This window comes from Aeromonas sp. A04 (assembly GCF_047780465.1).
GTDB lineage: Bacteria > Pseudomonadota > Gammaproteobacteria > Enterobacterales > Aeromonadaceae > Aeromonas > Aeromonas bestiarum.
In genome coordinates this window covers 195426-215464 of the sequence record NZ_JBLNHP010000002.1, presented here as the reverse complement: position 1 = coordinate 215464, position 20039 = coordinate 195426, and the positions used below count along the sequence as shown (strand labels likewise).

Sequence of the window (20039 nt, the reverse complement as noted above, 5' to 3'; positions counted from 1 at the left end):
ATGTCTACCTATCCCGAATTCACCTTCTTCAGCCGCTTCGTCGCCGACATCCAGGCCGGCCGCAAGACCATCACCATACGCGACGAAAGCGAAGCCCAATGGCAGCCCGGCCAGCGGCTCTCACTCTTCACCAATCCCGAACAGCAACCGTTCGGCGCCATAGAAGTGCTCTCGGTCAATGCGGTCGCCTTCGATGAACTGAGCGAGGAACACGCCCGCCAGGAGAACATGACCCTCGCCGAACTCAAGCAGGTGATCAGAGATATCTATCCCGCCCTGCCACCACTCTATGTGATTGAATTCAAACTGATTGCCTGATTGATGACCCGAACCGGGTTTGGCCCTGGTCGAGCAATATGTTAATAGTGTTCCTTTTGAATCGTGGAGAAGCCGAACGTGTTTGAGATAGCGAGCCTGAAAGAGGGCATGATGCACGGGGTCGAGCTGTTCCAGCTGCTGCTGGAGATCATCTCCATCGCCTGCGTGGTGATAGGGCTTGGCAAGACGCTCTGGCTGGCGGCACGAGTCCGGGATCACGCCCCCGGTTTCCCCCGTATCCGCCTCTGTTTCGGCAGCTGGCTCATTCTGGCGCTGGAGTTCCAGCTCGCCGCCGACATACTGGCCACCACAGTCGCGCCGAGCAAGGAGGAGCTGATCCGCCTCGCCATCATTGCGGTGATCCGCACCTTCCTGAACTATTTCCTCGGCAAGGAGCTGGAGGCGCAGGCTGAGCGCCAGCAGGAGCAGCACGGCGAACCAGCCAGGGTCGCCCAATAACACGCCCGAAGCCGCTTGCGCCAAGGCGCCGCCATCCCTGCCCCGGCACAGGATGGCGGTATTGTGACCCTCCCCTCACTTTTGAAAATCAGTCACTTATGGAACCCTTTTCAGCCACTCCCCCGCCCTGTTGAGGCCAACCCGGAGCGCCTAGAATGGGGTTACCCCTTCCCCAGCCGACCCGCACCATGACGCCTCTCGACACCTGCGTGATTTACCAGATCTACCCCATGAGCTTTCAGGACAGCGATGGCGACGGCATGGGCGACATCAAGGGCATCCGCCAGCGCCTGGACTATCTGGCGACCCTGGGGGTCGACCTGCTCTGGCTCACCCCTGTCTATCGCTCCCCCAAGCGGGACAACGGCTATGACGTGGCGGACTACCGCGCCATAGACCCCGCCTTCGGCACCCTGGCCGAGATGGAACAGCTGATCAGCGATGCGGCCGCCCGCGGCATCGGCATCATGATGGACATAGTCGCCAACCACACAGCCACCGAGCATCTGTGGTTCCAGCGCGCCCTGGCGGGGGATCCCCATTATCAGGCCTACTACGTGTTCAGGGACCAGGCCTTTGTCGATGCCCACCCGGTGGAGTCCATCTTTGGCGGCAGCGGCTGGGAGTATGTGCCAGAGCTTGATCGCTACTATCTGCACAACTTCGACATAAGCCAGGCCGATCTGGACTGGGACAACCCGGCGGTGCGCGCCGAGATGGCCGGGGTGATCAACTTCTGGCTGGGCAAGGGAATCAAGGGATTTCGCTTCGATGTGATCGACATGGTGAGCAAGACATGGTCGCCCCTTGCCATGAGCAACGGCCCCCGCCTGCACGACTATATCCGCGAGCTCAACGCCGCCAGCTTCGGCAACAAGGGGATCATCACGGTCGGTGAGACCTGGGGAGCCAATCTCGCCCACATGCAGCACTATTCGAGCCCGAATGGCAGCGAGTTCAGCATGGTGTTCAACTTCGAACACCTGGGGCTGGGGCAGGACAAGTGGGCGTCGCATTTTGACCCTCTCGCCTTCAAGCGGGCGATGGCCCGCCACCAGCAGGGGCTGCACGGCCAGGGCTGGAACAGCCTGTTTCTCAATAACCACGACCTGCCCCGCGCCGTCTCCCGCTTTGGCGACGACAGGCCGAAGTGGCGCGAGCCGAGTGCCAAGCTCTGGGCCATGGTGCTGCACATGATGCAGGGCACTCCCTTCATCTATCAGGGGGAGGAGCTCGGCATGACCAACCGCCACTGGCAAACCGATGAGCTGCGCGACGTGGAGGCCATCCACTACAGTGCCAGCCAGCCGGAGCTGGCTCCTGCCGAGCTGAGCCGACGGCTGGATGCCATCGGCCGCGACAACGCCCGCACCCCGATGCAGTGGGATGCCGGCCCTCACGCGGGCTTCAGCACAACCACCCCCTGGATAGCGCTCAACGACAACCACATCGAGATAAATGCCGCCGAGCAGCTGGCCCGCCCCGACTCGCTGTTTCACTGCTATCGCCAGCTGATCGAATTGCGCAAGGCCCACCCCGTCATTCGCCACGGCGACTTCGAGCTGCTCGATGGTGACGATCCGCTGCGCATCGGCTACCGCCGCCACTGGCAGGATCCGGCAAGCGGAAAGCGGCACACCCTGCTGCTGCTCGCCAATCTCACCGCAGACACCTTGCCCATGCCCCATCTTGAGCTGGTGGAAAGGGGAGCCACCCTGCTGATGGGCAACTACCCGGATGCGCCCACGGCCACCTTCGCCCCCTATCAGGCCGCCGTCTGGCTGATGCAGGCAAGTGAGTAACGGGCAAGACCATCGCTCGGCGCCAGCCTCCGCCACGCGGGGGCGGCCCCTGCGCCTCACCCCCTGATGATTCCCCTCGCCCTGGGCTGCCGAGGTGCCCCGGCGATTTACTCACTTAAAAACTTCGCATTTTCAGGCCCGAACAGCCTTGCCAGGCAATATCCGACCTCGTCTTGCTATCGACAATTGAAATAGTTCAACACACTGTTTTAATTGGAAATAATCGCCATCAAAAACGACACCTTTATCATCAAACGACGATATTCAACGCTGTTTAGTCAGGGTTAAAAGTCAATTCAGATTTGCGCCCTTGTGGTTCTTCGCTGACTCCTTATGGTTTCCATCCGAAGCATGCGGCACTCAGCTGCACGCCGACGTTCAGGCTCGCGGGATAGGTATCCCGCCATAACAAAAGGTAAACACCATGCGTAAAACCGGAGTGGCGCTCGCCATCTCGACCCTCTTCTGGCTCAATTCGGCCACGGCAACCCCCATCATGTTCCCGGACGACCCGCTGGCCGGCTCTGGAGCAGAGACGCCCGCCCTCGCTCGCACCTTCCAGCTGGCGCAGGACGATCTGGGCAACCGGATCCACCAGCTTCATCTGCCAATTCAGACCGAGCCCGAGCTGGTGGCGGAGCTGGAGCAGATCGGCAGGCAGCAGGGATTCTCGGTCAACACCCATGGCGACATGTACACCTGGACCGAGGACAACATGTGGCTGTCACGGGATGGCGCCCTCGTCTTCCGCCCCCGGGCACCGCTGGCCGACAAGGATAGCTACCACGCCTTCGTCACCGCCTTGACCCCAGAGAGCCCGCAGGCCGAGCAGGAGGGGCACCACAGCCTGGGCAGCCAGGACTCCCAGGGGCTGACAGATGGCATGCTGGCCCAGGCCGACAGCTTTGCCAGCGAACAGGGGCGCGAGCTTCTCCCGACCTTCTCCATCATAGATGGCGGCAACATGCTGACCGGCCAGCGCGCCGACGGTACCCCCTATGCCCTGATAGGTCGCGACGCCCTGCTGCAGACCACTCTGCACCACAGCCGGCTGGATCGGGAGCGCATCGCCACCCGGCAGGAAACCATGGAGCGCGACGGTGACTTTCGCCTGCAACTGATCGAGCGCGAGTGGCTGGGCAGCCCCCATACGGTGCAGAACGGCCATGATCCCGAGATTGACCTCATACTGCTGGAGGCAGCCAACCTGCTGCCCCGGGATCTGAGCGCCGAGCAGCGCCACGCATATGCCAGGACCGCGCGCGCCAAGGCCGAGCTGGCGCAGTACCAAGTGGACTGGGACAGCCGGCAGGCCGCACAGGGGCGGATGTTTCTGAGCCAGCAGCAGGGCGCCCTCATCGCCGAGCGCTATCGCGCGCTCCATGGTCAGGCGCTGCCGGCCTCCTTCGATCTGCTGGCTCAGCTGAAACAGGACTACGCCAGCCTGGTGGTCACCGCCGATCTCCACTCTGACTTTGCTGATGACCAGATAGAGAACGAGCTGCAAACACTGCAGGCCGATGCCGCCACCCTGACCCGGCTGGGACGCATGCTGCAGGCCGGCGGCTACCAGCGCCAGGGGCTGACCGGCGTAGAGCTGGATGAGCAGACCCGCCGTTTCCTCGCCATGATGGCCATCAGCCAGCGCCTGATGGCGCAGGAGCTCAAGGTGGCCGAGCGCGATCTGGTGATCCTGGCCCAACCCGGTTTTCACCTCGACATGGCCATGCGCCCGCTGGCCGATGGCCGCATCCTGTTCAACGATCCTGCGGCCGGCGAGGCACTGATCCAGCAGGTACTGACCAGCGACGGCAGCCTGAGCGACAGTGAACGCCAGGACCTCACCGAGACGCTTACCAGCCTGCGGCAACAGGCCGAGCGCTGGCACAAGATCCATGCTCTCATCCGGCAGCAGCTGACCGACGCCGGTCTGACCCCCATCGCCACCCCGGGCGCCTTCAGCGTGAACAAGCGGGCGGTGAACTGGATGAACGGTATCATGGGCACGGCGCAGCAACCCTTCTACATCACCAACGCCGCCAGCATAGCCCCCCTGAATCAGGCCTTCGGCGCCTGGTTGAAACGCGAGGTGCCCGAGCTGACCACCTATTTCGTGGGTCAGGCGGCCAGTAGCCACAGGGACGGATTGAATCAGGCGGAGGCCCTGCTCAGGGGCAGCGGTGGCCTGGATTGCATCACCTTGCACCACGAGTAGCGAGCGCTTGGGTCAAATGTTCAACCGATGGTCATTTGACTCGCAGGCGGGTTCTGTGTACTTTGCGACCAGAATTTTTGTTGGACCGCTTTTCCATGTTGTACATCCTGTTCAAATGCTCTGTCAGGAGGCTGTGCTCCGTGCACTAACACGATGAAGTGTTGCCCGGAGCCATCCCTCTTCTGAATCTTCATCAGCTGCGTGCATGCCCTCTCACAGGGAGGCGGCCCCGCATCTGATGAAAACAGGAGACTCAGGCCGGCGAGATGCTTCATCGCCGGCCTTTTTGTTTCTGATATTCAGGACAAAGTTTCAATATTGCTTGAAACGGGGGGCCGGTACGCCAAGTACCGCCCCCCGTTTTTTATGGATGTAGCACCATGAGTTTACTCACCATTCAAAACCTGACTTGTCACCTGGGTGACAAGACCCTCTACCAGCAGGCCAACTTCACCCTCTTCGCCGGCGAGCATATCGGCGTCACGGGCAAAAACGGCGCGGGGAAAAGCACCCTGCTGAAACTGCTGCAGGCGGAGCTGTTGCCCGACGGAGGCGACATCCTCTGGCAGCCCGCGGTGCGCCTCGGTTATCTGGATCAGCATGGCAAGATGGATCCGCAGACCAGGGTGCGCGATCAGCTGCAATCCGCCTTTGCGGATCTCTACCGGCAGGAGGCCGAGATGATGGCCATCTACGCCTGCCCGGCGAAAAGTGCCCAAACCCGCCATCTGGCACGCGCCGCCACCCTTCAGGCCGGCCTGGAAAACCGGTCGTTTTATCAGGTCGACAGCCGCATAGATGCGGTGGCTGATGGCCTGGGGATCACGCCATTGGGCATGCATACCCGGCTGGGGGAATTGAGCGGCGGACAAAGGCACAAGGTCATGCTGGCCCGCCTGTTGTTGCTCGCGCCGGATGTCCTGCTGCTGGACGAGCCGACCAATTATCTGGATACCCGTCACCTCGACTGGCTGGCGGACTATCTGGGCGGCTTCAAGGGAGCCTTTATGCTGGTCTCCCACGACCAGACCTTCCTGAACCGGATTGCCACGGCCATTTGCGACATAGACAGGCAGCAAATCCGCAAATTCAAGGGCAATGTCGACAAGGCCATGGCCCAGAAAGCCAGCGAGGATGCCGCCCACGGGAGGCAATATCTGGCGCAGCAGCGACATATCGACAAGCTGGAACGGTTCATCGACAAAAACGGGGCCGGGGTCAATGCCAGCATCGCCAATGGCCGCAAGAAGCAGCTGGCACGCATAGACAGGCTGGCCGCACCGGGGCAGGAGAAGCCCCTCTCCTTCTCGTTTTGCTCGGCCCCGCACAATGGCCAGCAGCTGATCGCCGCCTCGAAACTGGTCATTGGCTATCAAGGCCCCTTGCTGGCGCCCATCTCGCTGACCCTGAGCCGTGGCGACAAGCTGGTGATTGCCGGGTTCAACGGCATAGGCAAGTCCACCCTGCTGAAAACCCTGGTGGGTGAACTGCCCGCGCTGGCCGGTCAGCTCGCCCTGTCACCGGCGCTCAAGCTCGGTTATTTCGAGCAGGCGCTGTGCTGGCGCTACCCGGATGCCACACCTGTCAATCTGGTGAAAGCTGTGTGCCCGGGCGTGGATGACAAGGCGGCCCGGCAGCATCTGGCGCGGTTTGGCATCACGGGAAAGCAGGCCGTGCAGCCGATTGCCTCCCTCAGTGGTGGCGAGCAGACCAGAGTCAAGCTGTGCCAACTAGCCCTGCAACCCAGCAACCTGCTGGTGCTGGATGAACCGACCACGCACCTGGATGCCGGTGTCAAAGCGGCCCTGCAACAGGCATTGCAGGACTATCCAGGTACCGTGGTGCTGGTCTGCCACGAACGGGAGTTCGTCGCCCACTGGCCGGATCGGGTGGTGGAGATCCCGTCCCTCACCGCCGCCGACCACATTGAGTATCGTTAAGGTAGAAGATATGTTATTGAAAATATTGCTGTTCTTGATTGCATTTCTGGTGGGTGCCGATGAACTTATGCTGGGTCCCATACTGGCGCCCATAGGCCGGGAGCTGGGGGTCCAGCCCGAGCGTGTGACCCTCTTCATCACGGCCTACAGCCTGGCGCTGGCGATGATAGCCCCCTTGCTGGGCACCCTCTCGGATCGTCTGGGCCGAATGAAGGTGATGCTGCCTGCCACCCTGCTGTTTGGCGCCGCCTCTGTGGTCACGGGTCTGGTGGAGAGCTTTGAATGGGGGCTGGCAAGCCGGGTGCTCACCGGCCTCGCCAGTGCCGGCATGCTGCCCATCGCCTTTGCCATGGCCGCAGACAGCGCGGGAACAGATGCCATGAAGCGCATTGCCTGGGTCCAGGCAGGCCTGACCCTGGGCATGATAGCGAGCCCGGCCGTCGGGGCTCTGCTGACCCAATGGCTCTCCTGGCGCGCTGCCTTCATCCTGCTCGGCGTGTGCGCCTGGGGTGTGGCGGCGGCGCAGGCCTTGCTGCCCGCCGGTCAAGATCCGGCAGAAAAATCGGCTGCGCATCAGGAGGACCAGGGCCCCCGCCTGCTGGCCATCCCGGGCGCGGTCGGGGCCCTGCTGGCCATGTGCCTGGGCCTTGGCGGCGGCATAGGTCTGTTCAATCTCGTCGGTCAGCACCTGCGCGATACCCAGGAGTGGTCTATCGGGTCCGTGGGGGGCTTGTACGCCCTGCTTGGCGTCATCAGCGTCGCCGGCAACCTGCTGATGCCCCGCCTCTCTGGCCGGGTCGAGAGCGGGCGTACCCTGATGCGCCTGGCCTTGATGGTCTGCCTGCTGGTCAGCGTCTGCTTCTATCTCTCTCCGGCCGGGCAACTCATGCTGCCGATACTGCTGCTGTGGGCGCTGGCGGGCGGCATAGGCTCGCCGGCACTGCAGGGCTATATTGCGCAGCTCTCCAGCGCTCACAGAGGCATGCTGATGTCGCTGGCGATGACTATGATGCACCTCGGGGTCGCGCTCTGGTCCGCCGTCGCCGGGTTCGCCTACAGCGCCGGGCCCCTGGCCATGGCGCTGCTGGCCATGCTGCTGTTCGGCAGCGCCATTGCACTGCTGCGCCCCGTCAAGCCCGCCGGCTGAAAAAGGGAGCGCATACTCCGGGCCCACGCCCATCCCGTACACGGGTCGCCCATCCGCCAGGATCGGCGGCCCCATATCTCACTGTGTCGGCACTGCCAGCCCGCACGCTTCCCACTCACACCATACTCGCTGCCCCTCATACCAGGCTCAGCTCTCGCGATGAAGCCTCTTAATTTATTGATTTATCTGACGTAAAAAGCGCATTTCAGCTTGCTCATATCCACCGCCAAATGCGCTGAGGCAAATAGATCCCATTGCGTTCTGGGTGCGGACAATGAATAAAAGATGTATTCACTGATTATTTATCCCGTTTGATGCCTTCTCTCCAACCCTCTTACTATGCCTGCGACCTATCCATGGCCGGTTGCCTGCAACCGGCCTTCAAACTGGCATAGCAAGTGGACAACTCATGATCACCACAGACGGTAACAACGCGGTCGCCTCAGTGGCGTACCGCACCAGCGAAGTCATCGCCATCTACCCCATCACCCCCAGCTCCAGCATGGCGGAGCAGGCGTCGGCCTGGTCGAGCGATCGGGGCCTGAACCTGTGGGGCGACGTGCCTCGCGTGGTCGAGATGCAGTCGGAGGGAGGGGCCATCGCCACCGTCCACGGCGCCTTGCAGACAGGTGCACTGGCGACTTCGTTTACCTCGTCCCAGGGCCTGCTGCTGATGATCCCCAACCTCTACAAGTTGGCGGGTCAGCTCATTCCCTTCGTACTCCATGTGGCGGCGCGCACCGTCGCGACCCATGCCTTGTCCATCTTCGGCGATCACTCGGACGTGATGGCGGTGCGCCAGACCGGCTGCGCCATGCTCTGCGCCAGCAACGTGCAGGAGGCGCAGGACTTCGCCCTGATCGCCCAGGTCGCCAGCCTCAACAGCCGGCTGCCCTTCATCCACTTCTTCGACGGTTTTCGCACCTCCCACGAGATCACCAAGATAGTGCCGCTGGCGGACGACACCCTGCGTGCCCTGCTGCCGGAAGCGGCCATCCGTGCCCACCGCGATCGCGCCCTGAGCCCGGATCACCCTGTCGTTCGCGGCACCGCCGCCAACCCGGACACCTATTTCCAGTGCCGGGAGGCCACCAACCCCTGGTATGACGACGCCTACCGCCACGTGAGCGAGGCGATGCAAGCCTTCGGCGAACAAACCGGCCGTCACTACCAACCGTTCGAATATCTGGGTCACCCGGAGGCCGAGCGGGTGCTGCTGCTGATGGGTTCCGCCATCGGCACCTGTGAGGAAGTGATAGCACGGCTGATTGAGCAAGGAGAGAAAGTGGGACTGGTGAAGGTGCGCCTCTACCGTCCCTTCTCAGCCTCGCATCTGCTGGCTGTCATTCCCGAGAGCGCCCGCAAGATTGCGGTGCTGGATCGCACCAAGGAGCCGGGCGCCCAGGCCGAGCCGCTCTATCTGGATGTGATGAGCGCACTGGCCGAGGCGGTCAGCCGGGGCGAGCGCGCCAGCCTGCCACGGGTCATCGGCGGTCGCTACGGCCTCTCCTCCAAGGAGTTCAATCCGGCCTGCGTGCAGGCGATCTTCGACGAGCTGACGCTGGACAATCCAAGGCCGCGCTTCACCGTCGGCATCTTCGACGACGTCACCGGCCTCTCCCTGCCGCTGCCGACGTTGGATTATCCAAGCCAGAGCAAGCTGGAGGCGCTGTTCTACGGCCTTGGCAGCGACGGCACCGTCTCGGCGGCCAAGAACAGCATCAAGATCCTCGGCAACCACACCCCGCTCTATCCCCAGGGCTATTTCGTCTACGACTCCAAGAAGGCGGGGGGCCTCACCGTCTCCCACCTGAGGGTGAACGAACGGCCGGTGCAGTCGGCCTATCTGGTGGACGAGGCGGACTTCATCGGCTGCCATCAGTGGCAGTTCATCGACATGTACCAGATGGCGGAGCGGCTCAAGCCGAACGGCATCTTCCTGCTCAACAGCCCCTACGACGCCGACCAGATCTGGCAGCGGCTGCCGCAAGAGGTGCAACAGGTGCTGCACGAGAAGCGCGCCCGCCTCTACACCATCAACGCCGCCAGGATTGCCCGGGAGTGCCAGCTCGGCAGCCGCATCAATACCGTGATGCAGATGGCCTTCTTCCAGCTGACCGCCATCATACCGCCGGCAGAGGCCACCGAGTTGCTCAAGCAGGCCATCGCCAAGAGCTATGGCAACAAGAGCGCCGAGCTGGTCGAGCGCAACTGGCAGGCCCTGGCCGCCACCTGCGAGGCACTGATCCCGGTGCCGCTGCAGGTGCTTGATCAGTCCAGCCACCAGCGCCCCCCCGTGGTGTCCACCAAGGCCCCCGACTTCGTCAAGACCGTCACCGCCGCCATGCTGGCGGGGCTCGGCGACAGCCTGCCGGTCTCCGCCTTCCCGCCGGACGGTACCTGGCCGGTGGGCACCACCCGCTGGGAGAAGCGCAACATCGCCAAGGAGGTGCCCATCTGGCAGGCGGATCTCTGCACCCAGTGCAACTACTGCGTGGCCGCCTGCCCGCACTCGGCCATCCGCGCCAAGGTGGTGGACAAGGATTCGCTTGAGGGTGCCCCCGCGACCCTGGATGCGCTGGATGTGAAGGCCCGCGACATGCGCGGCCAGCAATATGTGCTGCAGGTGGCGCCTGAGGATTGCACCGGCTGCAACCTCTGCGTCGAGGTCTGCCCGGCCAAGGATCGCACCGATCCGAGCCGCAAGGCGATCAACATGGCGTCCAGACTCGACCACCTCGATGCCCAGAAGGCGAACTACGACTTCTTCCTGGACTTGCCCGAGCGCACCGCTGAACAGCTGGAGCGCATCGACATCCGCACCTCCCAGCTCATCTCGCCGCTGTTCGAATACTCGGGCGCCTGCTCCGGCTGCGGCGAGACCCCCTACATCAAGCTGCTGACCCAGCTCTACGGGGACAGGCTGCTGATCGCGAACGCCACCGGCTGCTCCTCCATCTATGGCGGCAACCTGCCCACCACCCCCTACACCACCAACGCCGAGGGCCGTGGCCCGGCCTGGGCCAACTCCTTGTTCGAAGACAATGCCGAATTTGGCTTGGGGTTCAGGCTCACCGTCGATCAGCATCGCGATCGGGTGTGCCGCCTGCTGGCGGGCCTGGGGGACACTGTTCCGGCCGAGCTGCAACAGGGGCTACAAGACGCCAGCCTGCCGGTCTCCGAGCAACGGGCCCACATTGAGCAGCTGCGCAGCCTGCTGCAGGGGCGCACCGAGCCGGGCGCCGCTGAGCTGGCAAAGGATGCGGATCACCTGGTGGACAAGTCGGTCTGGCTCATCGGCGGTGATGGCTGGGCCTATGACATCGGCTTCGGCGGGCTCGACCATGTGCTGAGTCTGGGGGAGAACATCAACGTGCTGGTGCTCGACACCCAGTGCTACTCCAACACCGGCGGCCAGCAGTCCAAGGCGACGCCGCTCGGCGCCATCACCAAGTTTGGCGAGCAGGGCAAGCGCAAGGGGCGCAAGGATCTCGGTGCCAGCATCATGATGTATGGCCACGTCTATGTGGCGCAGATCTCCCTCGGCGCCCAGATGAACCAGACGGTGAAGGCCATTCAGGAGGCGGAAGCCTATCCGGGGCCGTCGCTCATCATCGCCTACAGCCCCTGCGAGGAGCACGGCTACGATCTGGCCCAGAGCCACGAGCAGATGAAGCAGCTGACCGCCACCGGCTTCTGGCCGCTCTACCGCTACGACCCCCGTCGCAGCGAGGAAGGCAAGGCGCCGCTGGCGCTGGACTCCCGGGCGCCAAACGCCTCGCTGACCGAGACCCTGCAGCAGGAGCCCCGCTTCAAGCGGCTGGAGCGCCAGTTGCCGGAGATCGCCACCCAGCTCTACCGGGAGGCTGAGCTGGATGCAAACCGCCGCTTCGCCTGGCTGAGCCAGCTCGCCGGCAAGGAGGCGCCAGCCCAGGAGTAAGCGGCTGAGGGTCTATCACAGCCAATAAAAAGAGGGCTCCCCATGGGGAGCCCTCTTGCTATGCGCGATACAGCCATCAGGCCGGCATGCTGGCCAGCTCGTGGCGTTTCAACGCCAGCAGCGTGATGAGGAAAGCGGCGGTGGCGATCAGCGCCATGCCGATATAGGTGGCACTGAAACCGGGAGCCAGCTCGGCCGGGCTCAAGCTGGCCAGGTTGTGGCTGGTGCCCGCCGGCAGGGCTGAGTGGAACAGCACGGAACAGATGGCGACCCCGACCGCGCCCCCCAGCTCACGGCCGAAGTTGAACATGGACATGCCGATGCCGCGATCTTCCCGTGGCAGGGCATTTTGCACCACCACGGAGAGCGCCGGCAGCACCAGGCCCAGCCCCAGACCGGCGAAGCCCAGCCCCAGATTGGCCCAGACGTCGAAATGGATCTGCCACAGCGCCAGCGCCGACAGGGCGAAGCCCACCACCACGAAGCGTTTGTAGTAACCGGTGCGGCCGATCAGCTTGCCGCCGACGAAGGCTCCCGCCGTGATGCAGACCATGAAGATCACCATGTAGAGACCGCTCTCGCTGGCTCCCATCCCCTTCTGCCACTGCATCTGCAACGGCAGATAGACCAGCACGGCAAACATCAGCAGTTGTGAGGCCAGCGCCAGCAGCACGCTCACCAGATAGCCGGGCAGCCGGACCAGATGGGCGGGCAATATGGGGTCATGGGCGCGCCGCTCCACCAGGATCAGCAGCAGCAGGGCTATCGCCAGTCCTGCCGCCAGCCAGATGGCAGGCAGGGCTGTCTCGGGCGAGAGCAGCAGCAGGCTCAGCGTGGTGACTGTGATCAGCAGCGCCGCCCCCTTCCAGTCGAAGCGACTGTGGCGGCGCACATTGAGGTGGCCCAGGTTGCGGTTCACCAGCCAGAGCGCGAGCGCCCCGAGCGGCAGGTTGATCCAGAAGATCCAGCGCCAGCTCAGCTGTTCGGTGAAGTAGCCGCCGAGCAGGGGCCCGGCGATGCTGGAGACCGCATAGACGGCCGAGATGTAGCCCTGATACTTGCCCACCTCCCGCGGCGGTATGCTGTCGGCGATGACGGTGAAGGCTAGCGCAATCAGGCCGCCGCCGCCCAGCCCCTGCAGCACGCGGGCCGCCAGCAGGGTCGGCAGATCCTGGGCCAGGCCGCAGGCCACAGAGCCTGCCAGAAACAGGCCTATGCCGATGTTGAGCATGCGTACCCGGCCGAACATGTCACTCAGCTTGCCGTAAATGGGCAGGGCGGCGGTAGCCGCCAGCAGGTAGGCGGTGACTACCCAGGTGAGGGCGGCGCCGGCGTTCAGCTCGGCGCCTATGATGGGCAAGGGGGTGGTAACTATGCTCTTTTCCAGTGAACCCAGGGCGATCACCAGGGCCACGCTTGCGAAGATGGTTTTTGGGGACATATAGGGGCTCGCTAATTTGAAATGCCAGGATCTGCGGCGCAGAGCTTGTTATTGTCTCATAAATCACCAGCCGATGGCCAAAACCACTGCCATGGCGCCGCCAGCCCGCAACCATGACGGCGGTCGCGGCACTGCTTCCTGCATTCTGTTAGGCTGGCTGTTCACACCCCAAGAGGAAGCAGCCCCATGTCCGAGCAGTTCCGGTTTGATCAATACGACGCCCTGATTTTCGATATGGACGGCACCCTGGTGGACTCCATGCCCCTGCATCTGGATGCCTGGGAGGCAACCAGTGCCGAGTTCGGCCTGCCCTTCGATCGCGCCCAGCTCAATGAATTCGGCGGTATTCCCACCCGCAAGATAGTCGCCATCCTGGCCGAGCAGCATGGGCTGGAGATAGATGTGGATGCCTTCACCCGACGCAAGGTGGCGCTCTATCTGGAGCATATCGACCGGGTTCGCGTCTTTGCACCCATGTGGGAGCTGGTCCAGCGCTGCCACGGCAAGGTGCCCATGGGCATAGGCACGGGCTCATCGCGGGATCATGCGCAGCGCATTTTGAAAAATACCGGCCTGGATGCCTATATCTCTGTGCTGGTCAGTGCCGATGACATCGACAACCACAAGCCCCACCCCGACACCTTCCTGAAAGTGGCCGAGCTGCTCGGCGCCAACCCCGCCAACTGCCTGGTGTTCGAAGATACCCAGATCGGCATTCAGGCGGGCAAGGCCGGCGGTATGGCCACCCTGCTGGCCACCGAAGGCGAACTGCAGCGGGTGTGAGACCAGGTTAGCGACGCGCCCGCCACTGCTGCCAGAGTCCGTCAAGGAAGGCGAGCAGGAAGAGGCCCAGGGCCATCTCCCAATGGAAAGTGAAATAGAGATCCGCTGGCAGGGACGCCAGATAGATAAACAGGGCGCTGAACAGGCCGCGACAGAGCGGCCCTTTCAAGACAGACCAGCGCAGCAGCGTGGCAACGCCGGCCCCCTTGCCAGACAGGGCCATCAGCTCATCCCCAGCAGGCCGAGAATGCCGGCGACTGTGTACCACGGATTGTGCACCCTGCGCTCCTCTTCCAGCGCCTCATGATCCTGCAACAATGTCAGCGCCTCGGCCGGGGTATCGGCAAAAGAGGGGGCAACGACAGTCACAAACCCCTGCTCGACCAGTTGGAGACGCTCATCGTCATAACCGACCGCCCAGGTATCGAGATAGGTAAATGACTGACCTTGTTTGAAGAAGTGATAGCGAGACATGGCGGGCTCCGAGGCATTGGACCCCCACTCTACACCGGCGGTTGCAAACTGGCTCACCCCGAATGGGTAGCCAGCTCACTCTCAGTTTGCCGTCACCTCATCCTCCCCCTTGTCACCGCCAGGGGCGGCGCCCGTCGGTCTGGCAAAACCCAGCTCGGCCATGCAGCTGTCAAATGCGGCCTCCCCCGGTTTGCCGCTCTCCTTGCAGCTCTCAAAGGCCGCCTTCATCTCGGCCGACATCTCGCGAGGCGGCTTGGGCGGGGTGCGACTGCCCTGATCGGCCGCCATGGCGGTGGCAGTGGCGAGGAATAACAACAGGGGCAGAACACTCTTCATGGCATGACTCCGAATAACGCGCGACATCCACCGCCAGAGGGCGGCGATGGCCCGCTCAAGCGGGCGGTTTCATGCTAGCGAAAAATCAGGAAAAGCAGGGTCAAGGCGGGGTAAAGGGGACGTCAGGCCTGCGTAAAATCCATAAAAAAACGCCCCTCGCGGGGCGTTTTTTCCAACTATCGCCGTTACATGGCGTTGGTGGATTCGAAGATCTTGTCGGCCGAGGCTTCGACGAAGCCCGGGTAGAGCACGCCGTCGGCCTGCGGGTAGCGCAGGGCGAACTCGTAGAAGCAGCTCGGAATGGTGCGCACGCCGTCGCTGAAGGGCACATCCGCCTTGTCGGCCATGGTGGAAGATTGCTCCAGCATCACCTGCGGGTCCCCTTTCACCTCGCCACCCACGCCGTTGAGCACGAAACCGGCCGCCTTGAGGGCGGCGTTGACCTGTTGGATGGTATCGAACTGCTTGAGACGATTGATGTTGACCGTGAAGTGATTGGCACGATAACCCCAAGCCGCCATCCAGGCCGCATACTCACTCTCCGCCAGCAGGGTCTGGTAATCATCCCAGGAGACCTGCCAGGGAGCGCCCGTGTAGAGGAAGGCCTGGGTGTCGGTCAGGTGATCGGGTACCTGATCCGCCAGCTTGTGAATAATGGCCTGGGCAGCCTCGGAGAGTTCTTCCACCTTCAGCTCGCTGATGAACACCTTGGGGGCATCCGGATCTTTATGCTCGAAGTGCTTGGCGTAGAGCTTCTTGGCCTTGAACACGTACTCGCCCTTCTGCTCGTAGCCGAGCGCCAGGAAGTGGGCGGCCAGCTTATCCAGCCCCAGCTTGGGCAGGTTGTAGGTGCGAAACGCCACGTGATCGTTGACGATGGGCTCGCCGCCACCCAGCAGGGTGTGGACCTTGAGGGCACTCGGGGTGACTTGAATGTAGTTATCCCACAAGTGACCGAACAGGGTGTCGATATCCTTTTGCATCTCTCTTTCCTTTGATTGCGGGTACAGACAAGGGCACCTGTTCAGTGCCCCTTTTATTTTTTGTTATCAGCGCTCAGCGCAGAAGAGGACAGTGTCAGCCGTGGCGGCCTTGCTGCCGGCCTCTTCCTTGTTAAAAGGTCAAACCCGGAGACAGCTGATCCGGCATGGCAGCCTTGCTGTCTTCGACGGAAGCCACCGGGTACGCACAGTAGTCGGCGGCGTAGTAGGCGCTCGCCCTGTGGTTGCCGGAGGCACCGATACCGCCGAACGGTGCGGCGCTGGAGGCGCCCGTGATGGGCTTGTTCCAGTTGACGATACCGGCGCGGATCCGCTTGAAGAAGTGGTGCCAGTCCGCCTCGCTGTCACCCAGCAGGCCGGCCGAGAGGCCGAAGCTGGTGGCGTTGCCCTGGTCGATGGCGGCATCGAAATCGTCGTAACGAATGAGCTGCAGCAGCGGGCCGAAATACTCTTCGTCCGGCAGCGTACCAACCGCGGTCACATCTATGATCCCGGGAGAGACGAAGCCGGTGCCCGCTTCCAGGTGCTTGAGGGAGAGCAGACTCTCGCCACCCAGCCCTTGCAGCTTGGCTTGCGCCTCGACCATGCCGAGCGCAGCTCGCTCGCTGATCATGGCGCCCATAAAGGGTTGTTCGGCGGCGTCATAGAGGCCGACCCTGATCTGGCCGACCACCTCCACCAGACGCTTGACCAGGGCATCGCCCCGGGCGCCGCGCTCGACAAACAGACGGCGCGAGCAGGTGCAGCGCTGACCAGAGGTAATGAAGGCAGACTGGACTATGGCGTGCACTGCGCCGTCGATATCGCTCACATCCTTGACGATGAGCGGGTTGTTGCCGCCCATCTCCAGCGCCAGGATCTTGCCGGGCTGACCGGCAAACTGCTGATGCAGGAAGTGGCCGGTACGGGACGAGCCGGTGAAGAAGAGACCGTCGATATCCGGATTGCCCGCCAGCGCCTTGCCGGTCTCCACCTCGCCCTGCACCAGGTTGAGCACGCCCTTGGGCAGCCCCGCCGCCTGCCAGATCTTCAGCATGGCCTCGGCCACCATGGGGGTCAGTTCGGAAGGCTTGAACACCACGGCATTGCCGGCGATCAGCGCCGGCACTATGTGACCGTTCGGCAGATGGCCCGGGAAGTTGTAGGGGCCGAACACGGCGACCACGCCGTGGGGCTTGTGGCGCACGAACGCCTTGGCGCCCGGCATGGGGTTTTCGACCGTGCCGGTGCGCTCGTCATGGGCGCGGATGGAGATGGCGATCTTGCCCTGCATGGCGGCCACTTCGGTGCGGGTCTCCCACAGCGGTTTGCCGGTTTCGCGGGCTATGGTCAGCGCCAGCGCCTCCTTGTGCTCGCCGAGCAGCTCGGCGTAACGGCGCACTATGGCAAGACGCGCCTCCAGGCTCATATCAGACCAATGGTAGAAGGCGCTGCGGGCGGCCTTGACGGCGGCATCCACCTGGGCGGCGCTGGCGGCGCCCCCTTGCCAGATCACCTCGTTCTTCGCCGGATCCCTTGACTCGAATGGCTTGCCTTCACCGGCAAGCCATTGACCGTCTATCAGTTGTACTAACTGGCTCATCCATTCACTCCCTGTGGTTCGCAAGCAGCCTTGGCTGCCTGTTTCATATGCGGTTTTACTGCCAATACGGCTCAATCGAGATCGACGGCCCGTACCATGTCGCCATCTTGCACCTTGAGTGCCGTCGCCATCTTGGGCGGAATGATGGCTTCGTGCTTGTCCAGATCGACCCGGATATTGCCGTAGCAGGCACGGTAGTGCTCGTAGCGGGCATTGCAGACCAGGTGGATCTTGCCACCTATGGGTTCGCCGATCAGCACCCGCAACTTCTGGCTGCGGCGCACGCTGCGGATATTCTTCACGTCACACTCGACGGTGGGGCCGGCATCGAAGATGTCGACATAGCCCCGGTTCACGAAGCCTTCATCCTGCAGCATCTTGATGGCCGGGCGAGTCTTCTCGTGGGTCTGGCCAATGACGGCGCGCGCCTCGTTGCTCAGCAGGTTGACGTAGATGGGATACTTGGGCATCAGCTCGGCGATGAAGCGCTTCTTGCCGATGCCGGTGAGATAGTCGACGGTGGGAAAATCCATCGAGAAGAAATGCTTTTGCAGCCACTCGTAGAAGGGGCTGTGACCATTGCCATCGGAGACGCCACGCATCTCGGCAAAGACGGTATCGTCGAATAATTCCGGATGCTCGGCCATGAACAGGAAACGGTGCTTGGAGAGCAGACGGCCGTTGAGCCCCTCGCGGGCGCATTCACGCAGAAACAGGGTGCAGAGTTCGGAATTGCCTGTGTAGTCATTGGACAGGGTGAGCGTCTCGACCACGTTGTAGATGCCGAGCTTGGGGGAAGAGTGGACCACCTTGCCGATGTGATAGTTGTAGAACGGCTGGGACAGGCCCACGGCCGCATCGATGGCACAGGTACCGACCATTTCGCCGGTCTCCAGATCCTCAGCCACGAAGAAGTAGAGGCAATCACCCTTACCTGCCGGTTTGTCCGAGAAGGTCTGGGTCGAGGCATCTATCTTGCGCTGCAGCAGTTCATCATTGACGGGCAACGAGGTCATGCCGGTGCCGGATTCGATGGCACAGGTCTTGAGACCGGCAAAATCTTTTTGCTCGATGGGACGGATAACCAACATAAATGACAACTCCCTTTCATTGACGACAGGTGGGGTCCCGGCTCCTGCCGGGAGGGCTCCCCACCTCAATTTGGATCAGGCGTTAACCACCTGGGCAACCGCTTTCTCGAACCGGGCCAGCCCTTCCTTGATGTCTGCTTCCGGGATAACCAGCGAGGGGGCGAAACGCACCACGTTGGTACCCGCTACCAGTGCCATCAGCCCCTGATCGATGGAGGCCAGCAGGAAGTCACGGGAACGGCCCTTGTAGTCGTCGTTCAGCACGGCGCCGAGCAACAGGCCCTTGCCACGCACTTCGCTGAAGCAGTGGTACTTGGCATTGATGGCATCGAGCCCGGCGCGGAACAGCTGCTCGCGGTGCTTGATGCCGCTCAGCACTTCCGGGGTGTTGACCACGTCGATCACCGCCTCGGCCACGGCGCACGCCAGCGGGTTGCCGCCGTAGGTGGAGCCGTGAGTACCCACTTTCAGGTGAGCTGCGATCTCATTGGTGGTCAGCATGGCACCGATGGGGAAGCCGCCGCCGAGCGCCTTGGCGCTGGTGAGGATGTCAGGCGTGACGCCCAGACCCATGTAGGCAAACAGATCACCGGTACGGCCGACCCCGGATTGCACCTCGTCATAGACCAGCAGGGCATTGTGCTTGTCGCATAGCTCGCGCACCCCTTTGGCAAACTCGTCGGTCGGACGAATGATGCCACCCTCCCCTTGCAGCGGCTCCATCACCACGGCGCAGGTATTGTCGGAGATGACGGCAGCCAGCTCCGCCAGATCGTTGTAAGTCACATGGGTGATATCCGCCGGCTTGGGACCGAAACCATCGGAGTAGGCGGCCTGGCCACCGACGCTGACGGTAAAGAAGGTACGACCGTGGAAACCCTGATGGAAGGCGATGATCTGGGTCTTGTGCGCCCCGAACTTCTCGATGGCGTAACGACGGGCCAGCTTGAGGGCCGCCTCGTTGGCTTCGGCGCCCGAGTTGCAGAAATAGACCTTGTCGGCAAAGGTGGCGGCAACCAGCTTCCTGGCCAGACGCAGAGCCGGCTCGTTGGTCATCACGTTGGAGAGGTGCCACAGCTTTTCGCCCTGGGTTTTCAGGGCTTCGACCAGCTTGGGATGGCAATGGCCAAGGCCATTGACGGCAATCCCGCCGGCAAAATCGACATACTCACGGCCTTCCTGATCCCAGACACGTGACCCTTCACCACGCACCGGGATGATCTTGGCGGGCGCATAGTTGGGAACCATCACTTCATCAAACACTTCACGTGTCACTGCCAACAACTCTGACATATTGCTCTCCTTCGATCTGGCGACAGAATAATCCACCGCCCAAAAGTTAAATCCATGTAAACACATCGGCATTGTCACAGAAAAAAAGCTAAAAGTCTGCAACAAAGCGAGTTACAGGGAACAATGTTCGATTGCCTGTGAGATTTTAGGCAACCGCATTGCATAACGGCTCAGGGGGTATTGGCAAGAGATAATTTGGACAGGGAGGGAGGTGAAT

Annotated in this window: 16 protein-coding genes; 8 read left to right on the top strand and 8 right to left on the bottom strand. The window is 62.5% G+C overall.

All coding sequences use genetic code 11. The features are described from left to right. The 7 genes from yqfB to nifJ all read left to right on the top strand — a co-directional run bounded on the left by yqfB (position 1) and on the right by nifJ (position 11821). Positions 1–318, top strand: coding sequence for a N(4)-acetylcytidine aminohydrolase (gene yqfB / locus ACM3N8_RS08770; protein WP_290017768.1), 318 nt, complete (start codon positions 1–3; stop codon positions 316–318). Positions 319–396: 78 nt separating this feature from the next. After that, entirely contained in the window at positions 397–777 is a 381-nt protein-coding gene (locus tag ACM3N8_RS08765) for a DUF1622 domain-containing protein (RefSeq protein WP_290017769.1), read from the top strand. A gap of 188 nt (positions 778–965) precedes the next feature. Continuing rightward, positions 966–2579 (top strand): alpha-glucosidase, encoded by a 1614-nt coding sequence (locus ACM3N8_RS08760; protein ID WP_290017966.1) that lies wholly within the window; start codon positions 966–968, stop codon positions 2577–2579. 424 nt (positions 2580–3003) lie between these two features. Next, positions 3004–4794: a hypothetical protein gene (locus ACM3N8_RS08755; RefSeq protein WP_290017770.1), complete on the top strand. Its 1791-nt coding sequence runs from the start codon at positions 3004–3006 to the stop codon at positions 4792–4794. Between the two features lie 380 nt (positions 4795–5174). Next, complete coding sequence (locus tag ACM3N8_RS08750) at positions 5175–6734, top strand: ABC-F family ATP-binding cassette domain-containing protein (RefSeq protein ID WP_290017773.1); 1560 nt, start codon at positions 5175–5177, stop codon at positions 6732–6734. 10 nt (positions 6735–6744) lie between these two features. Next, on the top strand, positions 6745–7881 hold the full coding sequence (locus ACM3N8_RS08745) for an MFS transporter (RefSeq protein WP_290017776.1): 1137 nt from the start codon (positions 6745–6747) through the stop codon (positions 7879–7881). A gap of 409 nt (positions 7882–8290) precedes the next feature. After that, positions 8291–11821, top strand: coding sequence for a pyruvate:ferredoxin (flavodoxin) oxidoreductase (gene nifJ / locus ACM3N8_RS08740; protein ID WP_416015988.1), 3531 nt, complete (start codon positions 8291–8293; stop codon positions 11819–11821). 76 nt (positions 11822–11897) lie between these two features. Here the strand turns inward: nifJ and ACM3N8_RS08735 are convergent, their stop codons facing one another. Then, positions 11898–13262: an MDR family MFS transporter gene (locus ACM3N8_RS08735; protein WP_416015987.1), complete on the bottom strand. Its 1365-nt coding sequence runs from the start codon at positions 13260–13262 to the stop codon at positions 11898–11900. Positions 13263–13448: 186 nt separating this feature from the next. Here ACM3N8_RS08735 and ACM3N8_RS08730 point away from each other — a divergent pair, with 186 nt between their 5' ends. After that, positions 13449–14045 (top strand): HAD family hydrolase, encoded by a 597-nt coding sequence (locus ACM3N8_RS08730; RefSeq protein ID WP_416015986.1) that lies wholly within the window; start codon positions 13449–13451, stop codon positions 14043–14045. A 7-nt stretch (positions 14046–14052) separates the two neighbouring features. On the opposite strand, the gene ACM3N8_RS08725 is transcribed toward ACM3N8_RS08730, so the two are convergent. The 7 genes from ACM3N8_RS08725 to ACM3N8_RS08695 all read right to left on the bottom strand — a co-directional run bounded on the left by ACM3N8_RS08725 (position 14053) and on the right by ACM3N8_RS08695 (position 19822). After that, positions 14053–14268: a hypothetical protein gene (locus ACM3N8_RS08725; protein ID WP_241278500.1), complete on the bottom strand. Its 216-nt coding sequence runs from the start codon at positions 14266–14268 to the stop codon at positions 14053–14055. Next, on the bottom strand, positions 14268–14519 hold the full coding sequence (locus ACM3N8_RS08720; protein ID WP_290017783.1) for a hypothetical protein: 252 nt from the start codon (positions 14517–14519) through the stop codon (positions 14268–14270). Before ACM3N8_RS08720 ends, ACM3N8_RS08725 begins: the two co-directional genes overlap by 1 nt. A gap of 81 nt (positions 14520–14600) precedes the next feature. Beyond that, positions 14601–14855 (bottom strand): hypothetical protein, encoded by a 255-nt coding sequence (locus ACM3N8_RS08715; RefSeq protein ID WP_043135646.1) that lies wholly within the window; start codon positions 14853–14855, stop codon positions 14601–14603. 185 nt (positions 14856–15040) lie between these two features. Continuing rightward, the gene (locus ACM3N8_RS08710; RefSeq protein ID WP_416015985.1) at positions 15041–15838 is read right to left on the bottom strand and encodes a DUF1338 domain-containing protein; all 798 of its coding nucleotides are present in this window, start codon (positions 15836–15838) and stop codon (positions 15041–15043) included. 130 nt (positions 15839–15968) lie between these two features. After that, the gene (gene astD / locus ACM3N8_RS08705) at positions 15969–17438 is read right to left on the bottom strand and encodes a succinylglutamate-semialdehyde dehydrogenase (RefSeq protein ID WP_290017786.1); all 1470 of its coding nucleotides are present in this window, start codon (positions 17436–17438) and stop codon (positions 15969–15971) included. A gap of 71 nt (positions 17439–17509) precedes the next feature. Next, positions 17510–18529: an arginine N-succinyltransferase gene (astA, locus tag ACM3N8_RS08700; protein WP_043135651.1), complete on the bottom strand. Its 1020-nt coding sequence runs from the start codon at positions 18527–18529 to the stop codon at positions 17510–17512. A gap of 75 nt (positions 18530–18604) precedes the next feature. After that, positions 18605–19822: an aspartate aminotransferase family protein gene (locus ACM3N8_RS08695; protein WP_043135652.1), complete on the bottom strand. Its 1218-nt coding sequence runs from the start codon at positions 19820–19822 to the stop codon at positions 18605–18607. Positions 19823–20039 lie beyond the last annotated feature (217 nt).

Bases quoted from the DNA above. Each gene is read 5' to 3' on its own strand.
- yqfB (WP_290017768.1), top strand. From the start codon at position 1: ATGTCTACCTATCCCGAATTCACCTTCTTCAGCCGCTTCGTCGCCGAC.
- ACM3N8_RS08760 (WP_290017966.1), top strand. From the start codon at position 966: ATGACGCCTCTCGACACCTGCGTGATTTACCAGATCTACCCCATGAGC.
- ACM3N8_RS08755 (WP_290017770.1), top strand. From the start codon at position 3,004: ATGCGTAAAACCGGAGTGGCGCTCGCCATCTCGACCCTCTTCTGGCTC.
- ACM3N8_RS08750 (WP_290017773.1), top strand. From the start codon at position 5,175: ATGAGTTTACTCACCATTCAAAACCTGACTTGTCACCTGGGTGACAAG.
- ACM3N8_RS08745 (WP_290017776.1), top strand. From the start codon at position 6,745: ATGTTATTGAAAATATTGCTGTTCTTGATTGCATTTCTGGTGGGTGCC.
- nifJ (WP_416015988.1), top strand. From the start codon at position 8,291: ATGATCACCACAGACGGTAACAACGCGGTCGCCTCAGTGGCGTACCGC.
- ACM3N8_RS08735 (WP_416015987.1), bottom strand. From the start codon at position 13,262: ATGTCCCCAAAAACCATCTTCGCAAGCGTGGCCCTGGTGATCGCCCTG.
- ACM3N8_RS08730 (WP_416015986.1), top strand. From the start codon at position 13,449: ATGTCCGAGCAGTTCCGGTTTGATCAATACGACGCCCTGATTTTCGAT.
- ACM3N8_RS08725 (WP_241278500.1), bottom strand. From the start codon at position 14,268: ATGGCCCTGTCTGGCAAGGGGGCCGGCGTTGCCACGCTGCTGCGCTGG.
- ACM3N8_RS08720 (WP_290017783.1), bottom strand. From the start codon at position 14,519: ATGTCTCGCTATCACTTCTTCAAACAAGGTCAGTCATTTACCTATCTC.
- ACM3N8_RS08715 (WP_043135646.1), bottom strand. From the start codon at position 14,855: ATGAAGAGTGTTCTGCCCCTGTTGTTATTCCTCGCCACTGCCACCGCC.
- ACM3N8_RS08710 (WP_416015985.1), bottom strand. From the start codon at position 15,838: ATGCAAAAGGATATCGACACCCTGTTCGGTCACTTGTGGGATAACTAC.
- astD (WP_290017786.1), bottom strand. From the start codon at position 17,438: ATGAGCCAGTTAGTACAACTGATAGACGGTCAATGGCTTGCCGGTGAA.
- astA (WP_043135651.1), bottom strand. From the start codon at position 18,529: ATGTTGGTTATCCGTCCCATCGAGCAAAAAGATTTTGCCGGTCTCAAG.
- ACM3N8_RS08695 (WP_043135652.1), bottom strand. From the start codon at position 19,822: ATGTCAGAGTTGTTGGCAGTGACACGTGAAGTGTTTGATGAAGTGATG.